This is a genomic window from Micrococcus sp. HOU01 (assembly GCF_035609305.1).
Classification (GTDB): Bacteria; Actinomycetota; Actinomycetes; order Actinomycetales; family Micrococcaceae; genus Micrococcus; species Micrococcus luteus.
This window is the reverse complement of sequence record NZ_CP141211.1, coordinates 126,080-145,160: the sequence shown is the minus strand read 5'-3', so window position 1 is coordinate 145,160 and position 19,081 is coordinate 126,080. Positions and strand designations below refer to the sequence as shown.

17 protein-coding genes are annotated in these 19,081 nt (G+C 75.0%); 7 read left to right on the top strand and 10 right to left on the bottom strand.

All coding sequences use genetic code 11. From position 1 onward, the window contains the following. Positions 1-6 precede the first annotated feature (6 nt). The 6 genes from SOY78_RS00700 to SOY78_RS00675 all read right to left on the bottom strand — a co-directional run bounded on the left by SOY78_RS00700 (position 7) and on the right by SOY78_RS00675 (position 6,493). Entirely contained in the window at positions 7-555 is a 549-nt protein-coding gene (locus tag SOY78_RS00700; protein WP_002858225.1) for an NYN domain-containing protein, read from the bottom strand. A 33-nt stretch (positions 556-588) separates the two neighbouring features. Then, the gene (locus SOY78_RS00695) at positions 589-1,680 is read right to left on the bottom strand and encodes a hypothetical protein (protein ID WP_049146377.1); all 1,092 of its coding nucleotides are present in this window, start codon (positions 1,678-1,680) and stop codon (positions 589-591) included. Positions 1,681-1,702: 22 nt separating this feature from the next. Next, complete coding sequence (locus SOY78_RS00690; RefSeq protein WP_036380762.1) at positions 1,703-3,205, bottom strand: amino acid permease; 1,503 nt, start codon at positions 3,203-3,205, stop codon at positions 1,703-1,705. A gap of 100 nt (positions 3,206-3,305) precedes the next feature. Next, positions 3,306-4,379 (bottom strand): threonine aldolase family protein, encoded by a 1,074-nt coding sequence (locus SOY78_RS00685; protein ID WP_036380765.1) that lies wholly within the window; start codon positions 4,377-4,379, stop codon positions 3,306-3,308. 5 nt (positions 4,380-4,384) lie between these two features. Beyond that, on the bottom strand, positions 4,385-5,059 hold the full coding sequence (locus SOY78_RS00680; RefSeq protein WP_036380768.1) for an SDR family NAD(P)-dependent oxidoreductase: 675 nt from the start codon (positions 5,057-5,059) through the stop codon (positions 4,385-4,387). A 3-nt stretch (positions 5,060-5,062) separates the two neighbouring features. Then, positions 5,063-6,493 carry a DUF6421 family protein gene (locus SOY78_RS00675; protein ID WP_216880180.1) on the bottom strand — a complete coding sequence of 477 codons (1,431 nt, stop codon included), beginning with the start codon at positions 6,491-6,493 and terminating at the stop codon, positions 5,063-5,065. Between the two features lie 123 nt (positions 6,494-6,616). Between SOY78_RS00675 and SOY78_RS00670 the strand changes: the two genes are divergently transcribed. Next, entirely contained in the window at positions 6,617-7,075 is a 459-nt protein-coding gene (locus tag SOY78_RS00670; protein ID WP_324701647.1) for an Lrp/AsnC family transcriptional regulator, read from the top strand. Between the two features lie 131 nt (positions 7,076-7,206). Beyond that, complete coding sequence (locus tag SOY78_RS00665) at positions 7,207-8,046, top strand: glycerophosphodiester phosphodiesterase (RefSeq protein ID WP_134417071.1); 840 nt, start codon at positions 7,207-7,209, stop codon at positions 8,044-8,046. A gap of 10 nt (positions 8,047-8,056) precedes the next feature. Here the strand turns inward: SOY78_RS00665 and SOY78_RS00660 are convergent, their stop codons facing one another. The 3 genes from SOY78_RS00660 to SOY78_RS00650 form a co-directional block, all read right to left on the bottom strand. Continuing rightward, positions 8,057-9,562, bottom strand: a complete 1,506-nt coding sequence (locus SOY78_RS00660) for an aldehyde dehydrogenase family protein (protein WP_134417072.1) — start codon at positions 9,560-9,562, stop codon at positions 8,057-8,059. Positions 9,563-9,769: 207 nt separating this feature from the next. Beyond that, the gene (gene pgm / locus SOY78_RS00655) at positions 9,770-11,488 is read right to left on the bottom strand and encodes a phosphoglucomutase (alpha-D-glucose-1,6-bisphosphate-dependent) (RefSeq protein WP_036380774.1); all 1,719 of its coding nucleotides are present in this window, start codon (positions 11,486-11,488) and stop codon (positions 9,770-9,772) included. A gap of 67 nt (positions 11,489-11,555) precedes the next feature. Next, complete coding sequence (locus SOY78_RS00650; RefSeq protein WP_036380778.1) at positions 11,556-11,984, bottom strand: Fur family transcriptional regulator; 429 nt, start codon at positions 11,982-11,984, stop codon at positions 11,556-11,558. Positions 11,985-12,145: 161 nt separating this feature from the next. On the opposite strand from SOY78_RS00650, the gene SOY78_RS00645 reads away from it, so the two are divergent. Genes SOY78_RS00645 through SOY78_RS00635 form a run of 3 tightly spaced genes read left to right on the top strand, consistent with a single transcriptional unit; the run spans position 12,146 to position 16,052 of the window. Beyond that, complete coding sequence (locus SOY78_RS00645; protein ID WP_036380781.1) at positions 12,146-13,264, top strand: acyl-CoA hydrolase; 1,119 nt, start codon at positions 12,146-12,148, stop codon at positions 13,262-13,264. After that, a complete protein-coding gene (locus SOY78_RS00640) occupies positions 13,261-15,486 on the top strand; it encodes a PIG-L family deacetylase (protein ID WP_324701646.1) in 2,226 nt (741 codons plus the stop codon). The genes SOY78_RS00645 and SOY78_RS00640 overlap by 4 nt, the downstream gene beginning before the upstream one ends. Continuing rightward, on the top strand, positions 15,483-16,052 hold the full coding sequence (locus tag SOY78_RS00635) for a DUF4190 domain-containing protein (protein ID WP_036380784.1): 570 nt from the start codon (positions 15,483-15,485) through the stop codon (positions 16,050-16,052). Before SOY78_RS00640 ends, SOY78_RS00635 begins: the two co-directional genes overlap by 4 nt. Positions 16,053-16,061: 9 nt before the next feature. On the opposite strand, the gene SOY78_RS00630 is transcribed toward SOY78_RS00635, so the two are convergent. Further along, a complete protein-coding gene (locus SOY78_RS00630) occupies positions 16,062-17,570 on the bottom strand; it encodes an amidase (RefSeq protein WP_324701645.1) in 1,509 nt (502 codons plus the stop codon). Between the two features lie 83 nt (positions 17,571-17,653). Between SOY78_RS00630 and SOY78_RS00625 the strand changes: the two genes are divergently transcribed. Together SOY78_RS00625 and pheA are read left to right on the top strand one after the other, a co-directional pair. Further along, positions 17,654-17,980, top strand: a complete 327-nt coding sequence (locus tag SOY78_RS00625; protein ID WP_010079684.1) for a rhodanese-like domain-containing protein — start codon at positions 17,654-17,656, stop codon at positions 17,978-17,980. Continuing rightward, the gene (gene pheA, locus SOY78_RS00620; protein WP_020625278.1) at positions 17,977-18,927 is read left to right on the top strand and encodes a prephenate dehydratase; all 951 of its coding nucleotides are present in this window, start codon (positions 17,977-17,979) and stop codon (positions 18,925-18,927) included. Before SOY78_RS00625 ends, pheA begins: the two co-directional genes overlap by 4 nt. Positions 18,928-19,081 lie beyond the last annotated feature (154 nt).

Sequence of the window (19,081 nt, the reverse complement as noted above, 5' to 3'; positions counted from 1 at the left end):
GGCGGGTCAGAGGAACTCGTACGGGTCGAACGCCTCGACGTCGATCACGCGCAGGCGCGGCAGGGACGAGTCGAACGCGCCCACCGCGTGCTCCAGGTCGAAGAACTCGACCCCGGGGATGCGGCGCAGCTCGTGGGAGAGGAACTCCTCGAAGCCCATGATCCCGGTGCGTCGGCCCGGCGTGGCCGCGAGGTCGGTGAGCTGGGGGGCGAAGTCGGCGTCGTGGCTGACGAGGACGACGTCGTCCTCCCGGCCCAGCAGCGCCTCCGCGGTGCGCTGGATGCCGATGTCCACGACCTTGCCCTCGCCCCGCAGCATGATCGGCTGGAAGCCGAGGGCGGTGAGCGCCTGGACGAACGGGATGGGGATCTCACCGTCGATGGCGAGGAAGAACAGGCCCTTGACCGGCTGGTCCCAGCGGTCCTCGAGGTAGCCGAGCAGGCGCTTCCAGCGTGGCCGCTCGTCGGGCTGGGGGCGCCGCTGCAGGATGGACGTGCCGAGGGTGGCGTCGATGTTCTCGCCGTCGATCAGCAGGTAGGTGGTTCGCTCGCTCACGCTCTCGAGGCTACCCGCTGGGGTGGACGTCGGTCAGCGCGCGCGGTCGAACGGGGCCGTCAGCAGGCGGACGACGCCCTCCAGCGGCCCCGCGCGGAACGGGCCGATACGCACGACGGCCCGCCACAGCAGCGGCAGCAGCAGCGCGCCGGCCACCAGCACGGCCAGGTTGAACCACGTGTCGTCCGTGCCCGTGGCGCTGCGCCACGGCCCGGGTCCGAGCCCCCGCACCCAGCCGAGGTACCACAGGTGCGCCACGTACACGGACAGCGTCATCGCGCCGGGCACGGCCAGCAGCCCGGCCCACCGCGGCGCCAGGGCCGCGCACCCGCCGAGCACGGTCAGCACGAGGCCCGTGTCCAGCAGGGCCTCCGCGGGGGTCGCCGTGTAGGGCACGGGGGCGGCGCCGGTCTGCGTCCGGGACAGGGCGAGCACGACGCCGGCCAGCGCGATCCCCCCGGCCGCCCAGGCGAGCCCCGTGAGCCGTGCGCGCCGGGCCGGGGCCGCCGTCGTCGTGCCGTGGACGGTGGCGACCAGCACCGCCCCCAGCAGCGCCCACGCGAGGAACAGGGGGAGACGGTACGGGCCGTCCGTGAGGAACGCGGAGACCCACGGGGTCAGCGTCGCGCGGCTCAGCCCGAGCGCCTGCGCGGCGGGGAGGAGCCGGTCGACGACGTCGGCCGTCGGTGTGGCGGCGAGCAGGAGGCCGCCTCCGCCGGCCAGGACGGCGAGCACGAGGTGCGCGGCGAGGGGGAGGGCGGCCAGCAGTGCCATGAGCACCGTGAGCACAGCCAGGTGCGCCAGCACGTTCACGACGGCCGCCCCGAAGAGCCCGGTCAGCCACGCCGCCCCGCACAGGGCGGCCGCCCGCACAAGCGCGCGGGGCACGGCCCGGCCACGGCCCAGCCACTCCGCCTCGAGGCGCGCGCCCACGCCCACGAGCGCCGCGAACAGGGGCGCGGTGAGGTGCTCGGAGAGGTGGAGCACCCCACCCGGGCCGCCGGCGGGCGCCGTGTGGGCGACCATCATCGCGACCAGGGCCAGGCCGCGCGCGACGTCCACCCAGACCAGGCGGCCCCGGGCGGTGTGGGTGGCGGCGGGAGCGTGGGAGGAGGGGGCGGGCACGGCGACCTCCGAGGTGGGGGACTCAGTCCAGGACGCGGGTGAGGTCGGCGTCCTCGTAGCGGACCGGCTTCGAGCCGGTGACGAGCTTGTGGCCGAGCCACAGCGCGAGGAACAGGGGCAGGCCGATGTAGGCGGTGGCCACGGCCACGAGGTCCACGTCGCCCATGAACGCCTGGTAGTTCTGCCCGAGGATCACGACGGCGCACATGACCAGCGCGACGATCGGGCCCAGGGGGAACAGGAACGCGCGGTAGGGCAGGTCCTTCGGGTCGTGGCCCTGCGCGACGTAGGCCCGCCGGAACCGGTAGTGGCTCCAGGCGATGCCCATCCACACGATGAACCCGGCCAGGCCGGAGGCGGAGACGAGCCACACGTAGGCGGCGCCGTCCCCGATGAACGTGGTCAGGAAGCACGCCGCGCCCACCACGGTGGTGGCGTAGAGGGCGTTCATGGGCACGCCGCGCCGGTTCACCTTCGCCAGGAAGCGCGGGGCCTTGCCGGAGTCGGCCAGGGCCCAGAGCATGCGGGTGGAGGCGTACAGGCCCGAGTTGCCCGCGGAGAGGATGGCCGTGAGGATCACGGCGTTCATCACGGAGGCGGCGGCGAGCACGCCCGCGTTCTCGAAGACGAGCGTGAACGGGGAGATCGAGATGTCCTCGACGTCGCTGCCCAGCAGGTGGGGGCTGGTGTAGGGGATGAGGAAGCCGACGACGGTGATCGCGCCGACGTAGAAGAGCAGGATGCGCACGAACACGGTGCGGATCGCCTTGGGCACGTTCTTCTCCGGGTCCTCGGCCTCGCCCGCGGCCACGCCGACCAGCTCGGTGCCCTGGAAGGAGAAGCCGGCCACCATGAAGATCGCCAGGATGCCGGCGCCGCCGCCCACGAAGGGGGCCTCGCCGTCCGTCCAGTTGTGGAAGCCGGGGGAGGAGCCGCCGAGGATGCCGACGATCATCAGGACGCCGAGCACCAGGAAGATCACCACGGTGGCGACTTTGATGAGCGAGAACCAGAACTCGCTCTCGCCGTAGGCGCGCGTGGAGAGGGCGTTGAGGCCGAAGAGCAGCACGAGGAAGGTCGCGGACCAGATCCACGAGGGCACGTCCGGGAGCCAGTACCGCATGATCAGGGCCGCCGCGACGAGCTCGGCGGCCACCGTGATCGCCCAGTTGTACCAGTAGTTCCAGCCGATGGCGAAGCCGAACGAGGGGCTCACGAAGCGGGTCGAGTACTCCTCGAACGCGCCGGAGACCGGCAGGTACGTGGACATCTCGCCGAGCGACTGCATCAGCAGGAACACCATGAAGCCGATGGCCACGTAGGCCGCAAGGGCGCCACCGGGGCCGGCGGTCGCGATGGTGTTGCCCGAGGCCACGAACAGGCCCGTGCCGATGGCGCCGCCCATCGCGATCATCGTCAGGTGCCGGGATTTGAGGGTGCGCCGCAGGGAGCCGCCCTCGGGGGTGATGTGGGCGGCGGAGGCGGGCGGCGTCGACGGGGACGTCCGGGGTGCGCTGGTGTCCACGGTGGCCTTTCGGTGGAGGAGCGGTCGGACGCGCGTCGAAGGCCGCGGCGTCCCACCCTGCTGCACGGTGGTAGAAGGGTATCCCGGCCGGGCGCGTCCGTCAGACGGCGGGGACGAGTTCGGCGCGCAGCGCCGCCGTGAACGCGTCCACGTCCTCCTCGGTCGTGTCGAAGCCGCACACCCAGCGCACCTCGCGGCGCGCCGCGTCCCAGTCGTAGAACCGGAAGCGGGCGCGCAGCCGGTCGGCCACGCCCTCGGGCAGGACGGCGAACACGGCGTTGGCGTCCGTGGCCTGCGTGAACTCGACGCCGGCCAGCGAGCCGTCGGCGACCCCCGCCTCGATGCCGGCGCGCAGCCGGGCGGCCATGGCGTTGGCGTGGCGGGCGGAGCGCAGGTACAGGTCGCCGTCGAACAGGGCGAGCAGCTGCGCCGAGATGAAGCGCATCTTCGAGGCCAGCTGCATCTGGTTCTTGCGCAGGTACACGAGGCCGTCCGCGGCGTCCGGGTCGAGCACGACGACGGCCTCGGCCAGCAGCGCCCCGTTCTTGGTGCCGCCGAGGGAGAGCACGTCCACGCCGACGTCGGTGGTGAAGGCGCGCAGCGGCAGGCCCAGGGAGGCCGCGGCATTGGCGATGCGGGCGCCGTCCATGTAGACGCGCATCCCGTGCTCGTGGGCGTAGTCCGTGATGGCCTTGACCTCCTCCGGGGTGTAGACCGTGCCGAGCTCGGTGGACTGGGTGAGGTAGACGACCAGGGGCTGGGCACGGTGCTCGTCGCCCCAGCCCCACGCCTCGGCGGCGATCAGCTCGGGGGTGAGCTTGCCGTCGTCGGTGGCCACGGGCAGCAGCTTGATGCCGGCGGACTTCTCGGGCGCGCCGCCCTCGTCCACGTGGATGTGCGCGGTGTCCGCGCAGATCACCGCGCCCCAGCGGGGCAGCATGGCCTGGAGCCCGACGACGTTCGCCCCGGTGCCGTTGAACATCGGCCACACGGTGGCGTCCTCGCCGAAGTGCTGGGCCACGACCTCCTGGAGGCGGGCCGTGTACACGTCCTCGCCGTAGGCGACCTGGTGGCCCCCGTTGGCCTCGGCGATCGCCGCGAGCACCTCCGGGTGGACGCCGGAGTAGTTGTCCGAGGCGAAGCCCCGCTCCTGCGGATCGTGGATCCTCTGCATGTCAGTTACGTTCCCTTCTCCTGGAGCGTGAGGACGGCGTCGTTCAGCGCGCCCGCCTCAGCCTTCCACAGTCGCGCGCACTCCTCGGCCAGCCGTTCCTCGAGCCCGGCGAGGGACTTCACGCGGAACACGACGGCCGCCGAGCGCAGCGGCGCCTCCGCGTCCCGGGCGGCCTTGGCCCAGCCCTGGGCCACCGCGCGGGTCCATGCCTCGCTCGCCGCCTTCACCGCGGTGTAGTTCGCGCCGCCGGCGAGCGGCCGGGTCACCGCCGTGGACGAGACGATCGCGAGGCGACCGGCGGACGAGGCCCGCAGGTCGTCGTCGAGGGCCCGGCTCACGTGCCGCAGCGCCGTGAACGAGGCCTCGAGGGCGCGGTAGTCCTCCTCGGACTGGCCGGCGAGGCCCCCGCCGCCGCGCCAGCCGCCCACCAGGTGGAGCAGGCCGTCGATCCGGGTGCCGCGGGCGTGCAGGTCCTCGACGAGGCCGCGGACGGCGGCCTCGTCCGTGAGGTCCAGGGCCGCGGTCTCGGCGCCGAGTGCGGCGAGGGGGGCGAGCTTCGCGGCGTCGCGCCCGGTCGCGACGACGTGCGCGCCGGCGTCGAGGAGCGTGCGCGTGACGGCCCGGCCCGAGGCGCTCGTGGCGCCCGCGATCAGGACGGCGCGGTCGGTCAGGGCGGCCACGGGTCAGGCGTCCGTGCCGCGGATCCCGGCGGTGGACTCGATGACGCCGCGCATCTTCTTCTCGAGGGCCTCGAAGAACATGGACAGCGGGAACTCGTCGTCGAGCACGAGGTCGGTGTAGCCCTTGGGCGGACCGGCGAGCACCTCGCGCGGCAGGCCCTGCGCCCACACGGAGGCCGGGTGCGGGGTGACCACGGAGGCGACGAGCTCGTAGGCCTGGAGCCAGTGCACGGTCTTGGGGCGGTCGATGGACTCCCAGTAGAGCGTGTCGATGGCGTCGCCCAGCTCGACGACGGCGTCGGCGAGCCGGTCCCAGTCCACGCTGAGCTCGACGTCGCGCCACTGGATCACGTCCTTGCGGTGCAGCCAGGCGAAGAGCAGCTGGCCGCCGAGGCCGTCGTAGTTGCGGACGCGGGAGCCGGTGAGGGCGAAGCGGAAGACGCGGTCGAAGAGGACGGCGTGCTGCACGAGCCCGGCGTGGCGGCGGGTCTGCTCCTCGAGCGCGGTGAGCTGCTCACCGGCGGCGGCGCGCGCCGTGAGGCGGCGCTCGATCGCCACGCACTCGCGGAAGGCGGTCATGTCGCAGCGCATCTCCTCGAGCGTGTAGAGGAAGAAGGGCATGCGCTGCTTGATCATGAACGGGTCGAAGGGCAGGTCGCCGCGCATGTGCGTGCGGTCGTGGATGAGGTCCCACATCACGAAGGTGCCCTCGGCGAGCTCCTGGCTGGAGAGCAGTTCGGCGAGCTCGGCCGGGAGCTCGAGCTGGGTGACCTCGGCGGCGGCGGTGACGACCCGGCGGAAGCGGGCGGCCTCGCGGTCCTGGAAGATGGCGCCCCACGTGAAGGTGGGGATCTCGCGCATGGCCACGGTCTCGGGGAAGAGCACGGCGGAGTTCGTGTCGTAGCCGGGGGTGAAGTCGATCAGGCGCAGGGAGAGGAAGAGGCGGTTGCCGTAGTCGCCGGCCTCCAGTGCGGCGATGAACTCGGGCCAGATGGTCTCGACGACGAGGGCCTCCACGTGCCGGTCGGGGGAGCCGTTCTGCGTGTACATCGGGAAGACCACGAGGTGCCGGACGCCGTCGACACGGTGGTCCTGCGGCTGGAAGGCGACGAGGGAGTCCAGGAAGTCGGGCTCGGCGAAGCCGCCGTCGGCCCAGCGGGCGAAGTCGCGGGGCAGGGTGGCGAGGTAGGCGGCGTCGTGCGGGAAGAGCGGGGCGAGCTCCTCGACGGCGGCGACGATGGTCTCCACGTGCTCACGCGCGGCGGCGTGGTCCGCGGGGTCCGGGATGGAGCCGTCCTTGACCTGCAGGGGCTGGAGGGCGGTGGCGGCGGCCTTGAGGCGGAGCCAGGCCGGGTGGGTCTCGACGGTGCGCGCGTCGGCCGGGGTCTCCGGAACGACGACGTCGGTCCGGGCGGGCTGCAGAGTGGTGGACATGGAACCCTCCTGAGGTCGAATCGCCGGAAAATATCCGGTGAGGCGGATCACTTGCCGGAAGGGTTCCATGAGGGCACGGGGCTGTCAACCCGGCGGCCGGGGCCGGCTGATAGCGTGCGGCGCATGGACAACCCTGTCGACGCGCGGCTCGCGGCCGCCGTCTCCCATGACCCGCGCGCCACGCTCGCCCAGCTCTCCGAGCGGGTCGGCCTCTCGACCTCCGCGGTGCAGGCGCGCCTGCGCCGGCTCGAGAGCACGGGCGTGATCACGGGCTACCGTGCGCTGCTCGACCCCGAGGCCGTGGGCAGGCCGCTCTCCGCGTTCATCGAGATCAGCCCGCTGGACCCGCGCCAGCCCGACGACGCCCCCGAGCTCCTCGAGTCCATCGCGGCGATCGAGGCATGCCACTCCGTGGCCGGCGACGCCGCGTACATGCTCTTCGTCCGCGTCGGCTCCCCGCGGGAGCTCGAGGCGCTGGTGACGGAGATCCGCCAGACGGCGTCGGTGTCCACCCGGACCACCGTGGTGCTGCAGACCTTCTACGAGCACCGTCCCATGCTGGAGCTCCCGGTCGAGGACTGAGGGCGGGCGCGTCGGCCCCACCTGTCACGTGAGTGGTCGGAATGAGGGCCGATCTGACGCTCATTCCGACCTCTCGCGTTCCCGGCTGCGGAAGCGGGCACCCCGCCGCCCGTCCCCGCTACGGTGATCCCGTGCGTCCGACCTCGCCCCGTCCCGCCCCCGCCTACCTCACCGACTCCGTCCCCGCCCGTCGCGGCCACCCGCTGGGGTTCGCGCACCGGGGCGCCGCCGTCGACCGGGAGAACTCCCTGGCCGCGTTCCGCGCGGCCTGGGAGGCCGGGTTCACCTACCTCGAGCTGGATGTGCGCACCACGGCGGACGGCGAGCTCGTCGTGTTCCACGACGAGACCCTGGACCGCGTCAGCACGGGCCGCGGGCGGCTGCGCGACCACACGTGGGAGCGGCTGGCGGACGTCACGGTCGGCGGGGAGCCGCTGCTGCACTTCACCGAGCTGCTCACGGCACTCCCCGGAGCCCGCCTCAACGTGGACCTCAAGGACCGCGCGTCGGCCCCGGCCCTGGCCCGCATCCTCGCCGAGCACGGCGCCTGGGACCGCGTGCTCGTCGCCTCATTCCACGACTCGCGGCGCCGCCTCTTCCGGCGCGCCCTCGCCCGCCTCGGCCACCCCGAGCGGGCGTACGGGCCGGCGCGGGTGGCGACGTCGGGCGGGGCGGCCGCCATCGCGGCGCTCGTGACGCTGGGTCCGCTGGGACTGACCCGCTGGCTGCGCCGGTACGCCCTCGACGTCGACTGCGTGCAGGTGCCCGTCCGGCACGGCCGCGTGCCCGTGGCCACCGCCGACTTCGTGCGGCGGTGCCACGCGGCGGGCCTGCCGGTGCACGTGTGGGTCGTGGACGAGCCCGCGGAGATCGAGCGCCTGCTCGACCTCGGCGTCGACGGCGTCATGACCGACCGCGCCGACGTCCTCGCGGAGGTCTACGACCGCCGCGGCTTCTGGCCGCAGCGCTGACCCCCACCCCTCAGAGCATCTTCGGCAGCAGCGCCCGCTTCATCCGCCCGTACGGCGGGTACGCGGTCTTGAGCGTGTCCACCTGGTCCGACTTCGTGATGGACGGGCGCAGGTGGGAGAACGTCTCGAACCCGTGGATGCCGTGGTACGCGCCCATCCCGGACGCGCCGATCCCGCCGAACGGCAGCGTCGCGATGCCGGCGTGCAGCAGGCCGACGTCGTAGCCGAGGCCACCGGCCTGCACCTGCTCGTCGAACGCCCGGTGGTAGCTCGGCCGGTCCGTGAACAGGTAGGCGGCCAGCGGGTGCGGGCGCTCCGCGATGAAGTCCAGGGCGTCCTGGAAGGTGTCCACGGTCAGCACGGGCAGGATCGGGCCGAACAGCTCCTCCTGCATGAGCGCGCCGTCCGGTTTGACGCCCGTCACCACGGTCGGCGCCATGTACCGCGCCGCCACATCCACGTCGCCGCCGACGAGCAGCTCGGCGCCGGCGTCGAGGTCCGCCTGGAGCATCTCCCGCAGCCGCTCCGCGTGCTCGGCGGAGATGAGCCGGCCGTAGTCCTTCGACGCGCGGGGGTCGTCGCCGTAGAACTCGCGCAGGGCGGCGGGGATCTCGGCGGTCACCTGGCGCAGCGCGGCCTCGCCGACGGCCAGCACGTAGTCCGGGGCCACGCACGTCTGGCCCGCGTTGGTGAACTTCGCCCATGCGATGCGGCGGGCCATCGCGCCCGTGTTCCGCGACGGCGTCACCACCGCCGGCGACTTGCCTCCCAGCTCGAGCGTCACGGGGGAGAGGGTCTTCGCCGCCGCCTCGTAGACGATCCGGCCCACGCGCTCCCCGCCGGTGTAGAGGATGTGGTCCCACGGCTCCGCCAGCAGCGCGGTGTTGCACTCCTTGCCGCCCGCCACCACGGAGACCAGCGCGGAGTCCAGGTACTGCGGCACCAGCTCCTGCAGCGCCGCCGCCGTGGCCGGGGCCTTCTCCGACGGGCTGAGCACCACCGTGTTGCCGGCCGCCAGCGCACCCACGACCGGGGCGAGCGCGAGCTGCACCGGGTAGTTCCACGCGCCGATGACCAGCACGAGACCCTTGGGCCGCGGCCTGACCTCCGCGCTCGCGGGCCGCAGGGCCAGCGGCAGCTTCACGGGCCGCGGTTCCATCCAGTCGGTCAGATGCAGCAGCGCGTGGTCCACCTCGGAGCGCACCGAGACGATCTCCGTGATCAGCGCCTCGGTGGCCGGCTTGCCCAGGTCCGTGCCGAGCGCCGCGACGAACCGGTCCGTGTGCTCGGTCAGCATCCGCTTCAGGCCCTTGAGCTGGCGCACCCGCACCGCGCGCGGGTGGGCGGCGCGGGAGCGGGCGGCGGCGCGCAGCCGCTCGACGGCGGCCCGCGGCTCCTCGGGTCGGGGCCCGGCCGGCGCGATCGGCAGGGCCTCGGTGGGCAACGGCTCGCGGACGGGATCGTCGTCGGGGGTGTCGGGGGAGCCGGTAGTCAGACCGGGGGGCTGCGTGCTCATGTCGGCCACGCTACCGAGCCGCCCTGTGCGGCGGCAGGGCGGGGCGCCGTCGTCGTCCTCCGGCCGCTGGTGCCGCCCCGACGGGCGCCACGGCGTTTTCGTTCGGGAAACGGCGCACGCGCCCCGCCATTTCCCGAACGAAAGCGGTGCGACACGCCGCCGTTTCCCGAACGAAAGCGGACGGGGGGAGGGGAGATGGGGCGGGGGTCAGCCGATGACCGCGTCCACCAGCCGCTGCGCCTCCGCCTGCACCTGCGTCAGGTGCTCGGGGCCGCGGAAGGACTCCGCGTAGATCTTGTAGACGTCCTCGGTGCCGGAGGGCCGCGCCGCGAACCACGCGTGCTGCGTGACCACCTTGAGCCCGCCGATCGGGGCGTCGTTGCCCGGGGCGTTGGTCAGCGTCGCGAGGATGGTCTCGCCGGCCAGCTCGGTCACGGGGACGTCGTCGGGGGAGAGGGTCTTCAGCTTCGCCTTCTGCTCGGCGGTCGCGGGGGCGTCGATGCGCGCGTACGCCGGGTCGCCGTGCAGGGCGACGAGGTCGCGGTACCGCTCGGACGGGGACTGGCCCGTCGCGGCGATGATCTCCGCGGCCAGCAGGCACAGCAGCAGCCCGTCCTTGTCGGTGGACCACGGGCTGCCGTCGAACTGCACGAAGGACGCGCCCGCGGACTCCTCGCCGCCGAACACGCCGGTGCCCGTCAGCAGGCCCGGCACGAACCACTTGAAGCCCACCGGCACCTCCACGAGCTCGCGGCCCAGGTCCCCGGCCACGCGGTCGATCATCGAGGAGCTCACCAGGGTCTTGCCCACGCCCGCGCTCTGGGGCCACTGCTGGCGGTGGCGGTACAGGTAGTCGATGGCCACGGCGAGGTAGTGGTTCGGGTTCATCAGCCCGCCGTCGGGGGTGACGATCCCGTGCCGGTCCGCGTCGGCGTCGTTGCCGGTGGCGACGTCGAAGGGCGCCTGCCCGTCCGCGTCCGGGGTCATCCGCTCGATCAGCGAGGCCATCGCGTTCGGCGACGAGCAGTCCATGCGGATCTTGCCGTCCCAGTCCAGGGTCATGAACCCGAACCGCGGGTCCACCTCCGGGTTCACCACGGTCAGATCCAGCCCGTGGCGGTCGGCGATCTCGCCCCAGTACGCCACGGACGCCCCGCCCATGGGGTCGGCGCCGATGCGCACGCCCGCCTCGCGGATCGCCTCCACGTCGATCACCTGCGGCAGATCGGACACGTACCGGTCCAGGAAGTCGAAGCCGCCCAGCTTCGCGTGGCCGGCGACGTCGGCGCTCGCCACCCGGTGCACGCCCGCCAGCCCGGCGGCGAGCAGCTCGTTGGCGCGGTCGGCGATCCACGTGGTCGCCTCGGTGTCCGCGGGGCCGCCGTGGGGTGGGTTGTACTTGAAGCCGCCGTCCGCGGGCGGGTTGTGCGAGGGGGTGATCACGAGGCCGTCCACGAGGCCGGCGTTGTCCCCGTCCACCGCGAAGCCCGACGGCGACAGCTCGCGCCCGGCGTTCAGGTGCAGGATCGCGTGGGAGACGGCGGGGGTGGGCGTGTAGCCGCCGCGGGAGTCGACGAGCACCTCGACGTCGTTGCCCAGCAGCACCTCGACGGCGGTGTCCTGCGCGGGCCCGGACAGGGCGTGCGTGTCCTTGCCGACGAGGACCGGCCCCGTGATCCCGTGGTGCGCGCGGTACTCGACCACGGCCTGCGTGATGGCGGCGATGTGGTCGTCGTTGAACGAGGTCGTGAACGCGGAGCCGCGGTGGCCGGAGGTGCCGAACACGACCTTCTGCGCCGGGTCCGTCACGTCCGGGTGACCGGTGTGGTACGCCTCCAGGAGGGCGTCGACGTCGATCAGGTCCTGCGGCAGGGCGGGGGTGCCGGGACGCTCGGCGGCGGGCAGGGCGGCGGTGTTCTCGGTCATGTGCCACACCTTGGCACGGGCGGGCGGACGGGGGAAGACGCGCGGCCCACCGGGGCGACGCCGGCGGTCACTCCCGGCAGCCGGCGCACAGCCCCCAGTAGTAGACCTCGGCCTCGTCGACCGCGAAGCCGTGGCCCTCGGGGGCGTCGAGGCACGGGGCGGAGCCGGTGCGGCACGGCACGTCCACGACCGTGCCGCAGCCGCGGCACACGAGGTGGTGGTGGTTGTCGCCCGTGCAGATCTCGTAGCGGGCCGGGGAGCCGGCGGGCTGCAGGGAGCGCACGAGCCCGGCCTCGGTGAGCGCGTGGAGGCAGTCGTAGACGGCCTGGTGCGAGGTGCCGGGCAGGGCCCGACGCACGGCGGCCAGCACGGTGGACGCGTCCGCGTGGGGGTGGTCGGCGAGGGCGGTCAGCACCGCCAGGCGGGGCCGGGTCACGCGCAGGCCGACGCCGCGCAGCAGCGTGCGCTCGTCCTCGTCCCGCGTCGTGGTCTCCATGCCAGTCGATCCCATCCGGTTCTCTGGAACATGTCAAGAAAGAGCGGGCCGCTTCGCCCCCGGCGCACCGGCCATTCCCCGCCGTGCCCGTGCTGACTACGGTGAATCCTCGACCCCGGGGCGCACCGGCCCGGGCGCCGTCGACGAGGAGGTCCCCACCCATGGCCCAGCCCGAGCCCGTCCGTCTCGTCCCGGGTGGAGCCGTGGACCGCCCGGCCGAGCAGGCCCTCCTCGCGGCCGCCGCGGCCTGCGACGGGGACGTCGACGCGATGGTCGAGCTGCTCCGTGCGGCGTCCGGCGCCGTGTCCGGCGACGACGCCGCCCCGCTCGACCTGCCGCTGACCGGCGCGGGGCGCACCCGGGAGCAGTGGGAGCTGCTCGCCTCCGTCGCCGCGCAGGACCTCTCGGCCGCCCGCGTGCTCGAGCCCCATCTGGACGCGCTCTCGATCCTGTCCCAGGCCGGCGTCCCCGCCCCGGCCGGGCTGCTCGGCGTCTACGCCTCCGAGTCCGGCGGCCGCACCCCCGCCCTGCGCCCCGTCCCGGACGGCCCCGACACCGCCTGGCTGCTCGACGGCGAGAAGCCGTGGTGCTCGCTCGCGGACCGGTGCGCGGCCGCCGTCGTGACCGGCCGGGAGGCGGACGGCACCCGCCGCGCCGTGCTCGTGGACCTGTCCCACCCCGGCGTCGCCGAGACCGACTCGGCCTGGCCCGCGCTCGGCCTCGCCCCGATCCGCACGGTGGGCCTGGCCTTCGACGCCGTCCCCGGCAGCGCCGTCGGCGGCGCCGAGTGGTACCTGCGCCGGCCCGGCTTCGCATGGGGCGGCATCGGCGTGGCGGCGGTGTGGTTCGGCGGCGCCGTCGGCATCGCCCGCACCCTGCGGAACGCCACCGCCGCCCGCGCGGCCGCCGAGGCCGAGGGCCGCGGACCGGGCCCGGACCAGATCGGCCAGGCGGCGCTCGGCCGCGTCGACCGGCTGCTCCATGCGATGGCCGCCCTGCTCGCCCGTGCCGCCGACGACGTGGACGCCGGCCGCTTGGACCACGGCCGCGGCATGGTCGAGGCCGACCGGATCCGCGGCACCGTGGCGCAGCTGTGCACCGAGGTGATGGACGTCGTCGGGCAGGCCACCGGCCCCGGCCCGCTCACCGGCAGCGCCGCGCACGCCCGCGCCGTCGCCGACCTGCAGGTCTACCTGCGCCAGCACCACGGACACCGCGACGACGCCCGGCTGGGCGCCGCGCTCCTGACCGGCGAGACCGACGGCGGCTGGACGTGGTGAGCTTCTCCCACACCGACGACGGCACGTCCGAGGCGGCCTGGGCCGAGGGCGGCGTCGGCGAGCTGCCGGAGCTGCGCCTGCCCGTCTGGGACGCGCAGACGCTGCTGCTCGTGGCCGTGGCGCACCCGGACGACGAGACCCTCGCCGCCACCGGCCTGATCCGCTCCGCCCTGCGCGGCGGGGCACGCGTGCACGTGCTGGTCGCCACCGCCGGCGAGGCCTCCCACCCGCACTCGCTCACGCACACGCCCGCGGACCTGGTCCGGCTGCGCCGGGACGAGATGGAGCACGCCCTCGACGCCCTCGCCGCCGGCCTGCCCGCCTCCGCGGGCCCCGGCGCCCCGGCGCGGGACCGGCTGACGTGGGCGTCCCTGGCCCTGCCCGACTCCGGCGTGGCCGAGCACGAGGACGCCGTGCGCGACGCCGTCGCCGCGGCCCTCGACGCCCACCCCGGCCCCGCCGTGCTCGCCTCCCACGACCCGGGCGACGGCCACGCGGACCACGAGGCCGTGGGCCGGGCCGTCGGCGCGGTCGCGGGCGAGTGCGACCTGCCGCTCTACGCCTTCCCCATCTGGTTCTGGCACTGGGCCGACCCGGCCGACCTGCCCGCCCGCCGCTACCGACGGCTGCCGCTCACCGACGACGACCGTGCCGCCCGCCGTGCCGCCCTCGACGCGCACGCCTCCCAGGTCCGGCCCCTCTCCGCCGCGCCCGGCGACGAGGCGATCCTGGGCCCCGCCGTGCTCGCCCACCACGAGCGCCCGTTCGAGGCCCACCGCGTCTCCGGCCCCGACGACGCCGACGCCCACCGGGCCGCCGCCGTCTTCGATCGGCTCTACCGGGCCCAGGAGGACCCGTGGCGCTACCTCAGCTCGTCCTACGAGGCCCGCAAGCGGGCGCTCACCCTCGCCGCCCTGCCCCGGCCCCGCTACGGGACCGTGGTCGAGGCGGGCGCGTCCATCGGCGTGCTCACCGCGGACGTGGCCGCGCGCGCGGACCGCGTGGTCGGCCTCGAGGCGTCCTCCACCGCCGTCGAGCGCGCCGCCGCCCGGCTGGCCGGCGCGCCGCACGCCGAGGTGCGCCGAGCCGTGCTGCCCGCGGACTGGCCGGCCGACGTCGCCGGCGCGGACCTCGTGATCGCCTCCGAGATCGGCTACTTCCTGCAGCCCGAGGAGCTCGACGCGCTGATCGACGACGCCGACGCCGCGCTCGCCCCCGGCGGCGAGCTGCTGCTGTGCCACTGGCGCCACCCCATCGAGGGCTGGCCGCTGGACGGGGACGCCGTGCACGCGCGCGTCGCCGCCGACCCGCGCTGGCGGCTGCGCACCGAGCTCGTGGAGGACGACTTCCGGCTCAGCCTCCACGTGCGGGCCGCCGCCGCGACCCACGCCGTCGTCGTGGTGCCCGCCAAGGACGAGCAGGAGCGGCTGCCGGCCGCGCTCGCGGCCCTCACCGCCGCCCTGGACCGCTGGGAGGAGCACCACGCGCAGGGCACGGCCGCGGTCGTGGTCGCCGCGGACCGCTGCGACGACGCCACGGTGGCCGCCGCCCTCGAGGCCCGCGCCGCCGACCCGCGCATCCACGTCCTCGAACTGGGGGAGCCGACCGCCGGGCAGGCCGGCGTCGGGCGGGCCCGCGCGGAGGGTGCGCGCCGGGCCCGCGCGCTGTTCCCCGACGTGCCCGCCGAGCGCCTCTGGCTCGCCTCCACCGACGCGGACAGCCGCGTCCCCGCCGACTGGCTGCTGGCGCAGACCGTGGCCGCCGGCCGCGACGAGGCGCTCGTGCTGGGCACGGTGGACGTGCGCCAGGGGCCGCTGCGGCAGGCCTGGCTCCGCGGCTACCGGCACGAGGAGGGGCACGCGCACGTGCACGGGGCGAACCTGGGGCTGCCGTGGTCGCTGTACGAGGCCGTGGGCGGGTTCCCGCCGGTGGCCGAGCACGAGGACGTCGGCCTGGCCGCGGCGGTGCGGGCCCTGGCGGGGGAGCGCGACGGCGGTGACGGCCGCCGGGTGCGCGTGATCGCCACCGACACCACCCGCGTGCTCACCTCGTCCCGCCTGGAGGGGCGGACCCCCGGCGGGTTCTCCGGGCACCTCAAGGCGGTGGGCCGGCCCGGGCGAGGCCGGCCGTGGAACAGGGGGTGCGGGTCCGGGCCGGGTCCGGGGGCACCGCCTAGACTCGGCACCGGGCCGCGACGCCCCGAACCGGAAGGACCGTCATGACCGACCCCCACTCCTCCCACGACCCGCGCCGCGAGGCCGCCCGGCCGAGCTGGTACGGGTCCGAGGCCGGTGCGGGCTCCTCCGGCACCGGCTCCTCCGCCGCCGGCTGGCCCGACGCCCCGGCCGGCGACGCCGACCGCGCCGCCTGGGACCGGGCCCCCTCGTACGCCGAGCAGGAGGGGCAGACCCGCCCCGCCTACGGGCAGCCGTACGGCTACGGCCAGGACGCGAACACCGTCCCCGCCTACGGCTACGGGCAGGGCACGCCCGGCTACGGCTTCGGAGCCCCGCTGCAGCCCGGCCAGACCGAGGGCGTCGGCCGCTCGGTGGCGTCCATGATCCTCGGCATCATCTCCGTGGTGGGCGGGTTCACGTTCCTCCTCCCGCCGATCGTGGGCGTGGTCCTCGGCCATCTGGGCCTCAAGCGCGAGCCCCACGGCCGCGGCATGGCGATCGCCGGCCTCGTGATGAACTACGTGTCCCTCGCCCTGCTGCTGCTCGCCGTCGTGTTCCTCGTGATCCTGGTGATCGCCGGCATCTCCCTGGGCGACTACACCTCGACCTGACCGGCCGGCTCAGCCGGCCAGCAGCAGTTCGAGGTGCGCGGCCAGGGCGAGCAGGGGCGCGGACGTGCCGGGTCGGCCGATGAGCTGGACGGACCAGTTCAGGCCCCGCTCGTCCCGGAGCACGGGCACCGCGACCGCGGGCAGGCCGAGCACGTTGACCATCGAGGTGTAGGGCGTGAACGCGCACTGCGCCTCGTAGTTGGCCTCGGGCTCCATCGCCAGGAAGTGGCCGACCGGCGGGGGCGCGGTGGCCAGCACCGGGGTCATCACCACGTCGACGGCGGCGAACTGCGCCCGCACCCCGCGCGCCCACTCCTCGAGCCGGTGGGCGGCGTCGTCGAGCTCGGCGCGCCCTGCGGCCCGGGCCGTGCGCAGGAAGTGCGCGGCCACCGCGCCCACGTGGGCCTCGGCGTCCTCCGGCAGCGGCGCCCGGAGCAGTCCTGCGGTCCACACCGTGCGGAAGTCCCGGTGGTAGTCCTCGCCGTAGTAGGGGGAGAGGTCCTCGACCGCGTGGCCGCCCGCGTCCAGGGCGGCGGCGGCCTTCGTCAGGGCGGTGAGGGCGGGCCGGGCCAGGGAGATCTCGAGGTCGGAGGTGAAGGGCGAGGCCGTGGTGACGCCGATCCAGCGGACGTCGACGGCGCCCCCGGCCCGCGCGGTCTCCACGGTGCGGCGCAGGTCCGGCAGCACGCGGCCGGGCAGGCCCTCGGGGGAGAGCAGCACGTCGTAGAGCAGGGCGGCGTCCTCGACCGTGTGGGCCAGCGGGCCCGACACCGTGAGGTTGCGGACCGTGTCCGCGTGCTCGTCCATCGGCAGCTCCCCGCGGCCGGGCTTGAGGCCCACGAGCCCGCACGCGGCGGCGGGGATGCGGATGGACCCGCCCCCGTCCGAGCCCGGGGCGAACGGCAGGATCCCCGCGGCGACGGCGGCCGCGGCCCCGCCCGAGGAGCCACCCGCGGTGCGGGCGGGGTCCAGGGGGTTGCGGGCCGGCGCCGTGACGAGGTTCTCCGAGTAGGAGTCCAGGCCGAACTCGGGCACGGTCGTCTTGCCGAGGGTGACCGTGCCGGCCGCGCGCAGGCGGAGCGCGAGCGGGTTGTCCTGCGCGGCCGGCGGCGCATCGGCCAGCAGGGCGGAGCCGAACCGCGTGGGCATCCCGCGCACGTCGATCAGGTCCTTGTACGCCAGCGGAAGGCCGTGCAGGGAGGCGGGGGCGCCGTCGTCGTCCGGGGCGGGGGAGGTGCGCGGACCGGGCACGGCCCGGGGTGCGACGCGCGGGTGGGCCGCGTCCAGCTCGGCCGCACGGGTCCGGGCGCCCTCGGCGTCGAGGAGGGCGAACGCGCCGAGGTCCGCGTGGGCCTGGGCCGCGGCGAGGGCCGCCTCCGTGACCTCCCGGGCGCTCAGCGCCCCGGCGGCGAGGTCCTCCCGCAGGCGCACGGCCGAGCGGTCCAGGAGCCGGGCCGGGCCGGGGGCGGAGGGGGTGCGGTCGTCGTCGGCGGCGGGTGCGGCGTCGGAGGTCTGCATGCGGCCGAGCCTAACGGGCGTGGGCCGGGTCATGGACGGCGGGGCCTTCCTGGGACGTCCGGGCGGGTGGCTACGCTGAAGCCATGAGCGCCTTCGAGACCGTCGATGTGAACGAGATCCCCGCCGATGCGGCCATCCTGGACGTCCGCGAGGACGACGAGTGGGCCCTGGGCCGCGCCGCCGGCGCCCAGCACATCCCGCTGGGCCAGCTGCCGGACCGGCTCGAGGAGCTGGACCCGGACACGGACTACTACCTGATCTGCCGCACCGGCGGCCGCTCCGCCCGCGCCGCCGAGTTCATGACCGGCCGCGGCTACTCGGCCATCAACGTGGCCGGCGGCTCCGGCGCGTGGCTCGAGGCCGGCAAGCCGATGGAGGCCGACGGCGACGCCGAGCCCACCGTCAAGTGACGGGGACGGACTCCGCTGACGCGACGCCGTCGCGCCTGCGCTACGCCTTCCTCGGCCCGGCCGGCACCTTCACCGAGGCCGCCCTGCGCAAGGTGGCGGACCCGGCCGAGGCCGAGTTCGTGTCTGCGGGCTCCGTGCTGAGCGCCGTGGCGGCGCTGCGAAGGGGGGAGGTGGACCGCGCCGTCGTGCCCATCGAGAACTCGGTGGAGGGCGGCGTCTCCGCCACCGTGGACGAGATCGCCCTCGGGGAGACGCTGCAGATCCTCGCGGAGGTGCACGTGCCCATCAGCTTCGTGCTCGTGGGCCGGCCCGGCGTCGCGATCGAGGACGTGCGGCGCGTGACCACGCACCCCCACGCCTGGGCGCAGGTGCGCGGCTGGGCCGAGACGGCGCTGCCGGGCGTGGAGTTCACGCCCGCCCCGTCGACGGCGGCCGGGGCCGGCCTCGTGGCCCAGGGCGACTTCGACGCCGCCGTGTGCGCCCCGCTCGTGGCCGAGCAGACCGGGCTGCCGGTGCTCGCCGAGCGGATCGAGGACGTGCCGGGCGCCGTGACGCGCTTCGTGCTGCTCTCCCGGCCGACGGCCCTGCCCGCGCCCACGGGGGCGGACAAGACCACGCTCGTGGTGCCGCTGCCGGAGGACCGGCCCGGCGCCCTCGGGCAGATCCTGGCCGAGTTCACCACGCGCGGGGTGAACCTCTCCCGCATCGAGTCCCGGCCGACCGGCGAGGGCATCGGGCGGTACTTCTTCTCCCTCGACCTCGAGGGGCACCTGGCGGAGGCCCGCGTGGGTGATGCGCTCGCGGCCCTGTACCGGGAGTACCCCGACCTGCGGTTCCTGGGCTCCTACGCCCAGGCCGAGCCCGTGCCCACGAGGGTGCCGGCCGAGTTCACCGACGCCGCGTACCGCTCCGGCCGCGCCTGGGTGGAGTCCCTCCGCTCCCGCTGAGGCGGTGCCGCACTTTCGTTCGGGAAACGGCGGCCCCCGGGCCACTTTCGTTCGGGAAACGGCGGCCCCAGGGTCACTTTCGTTCGGGAAACGGCGGCCTCGAGAGACTTTCGTTGCCGAAACGGGACGATCACCGCGACGACGGGCCGTCGTC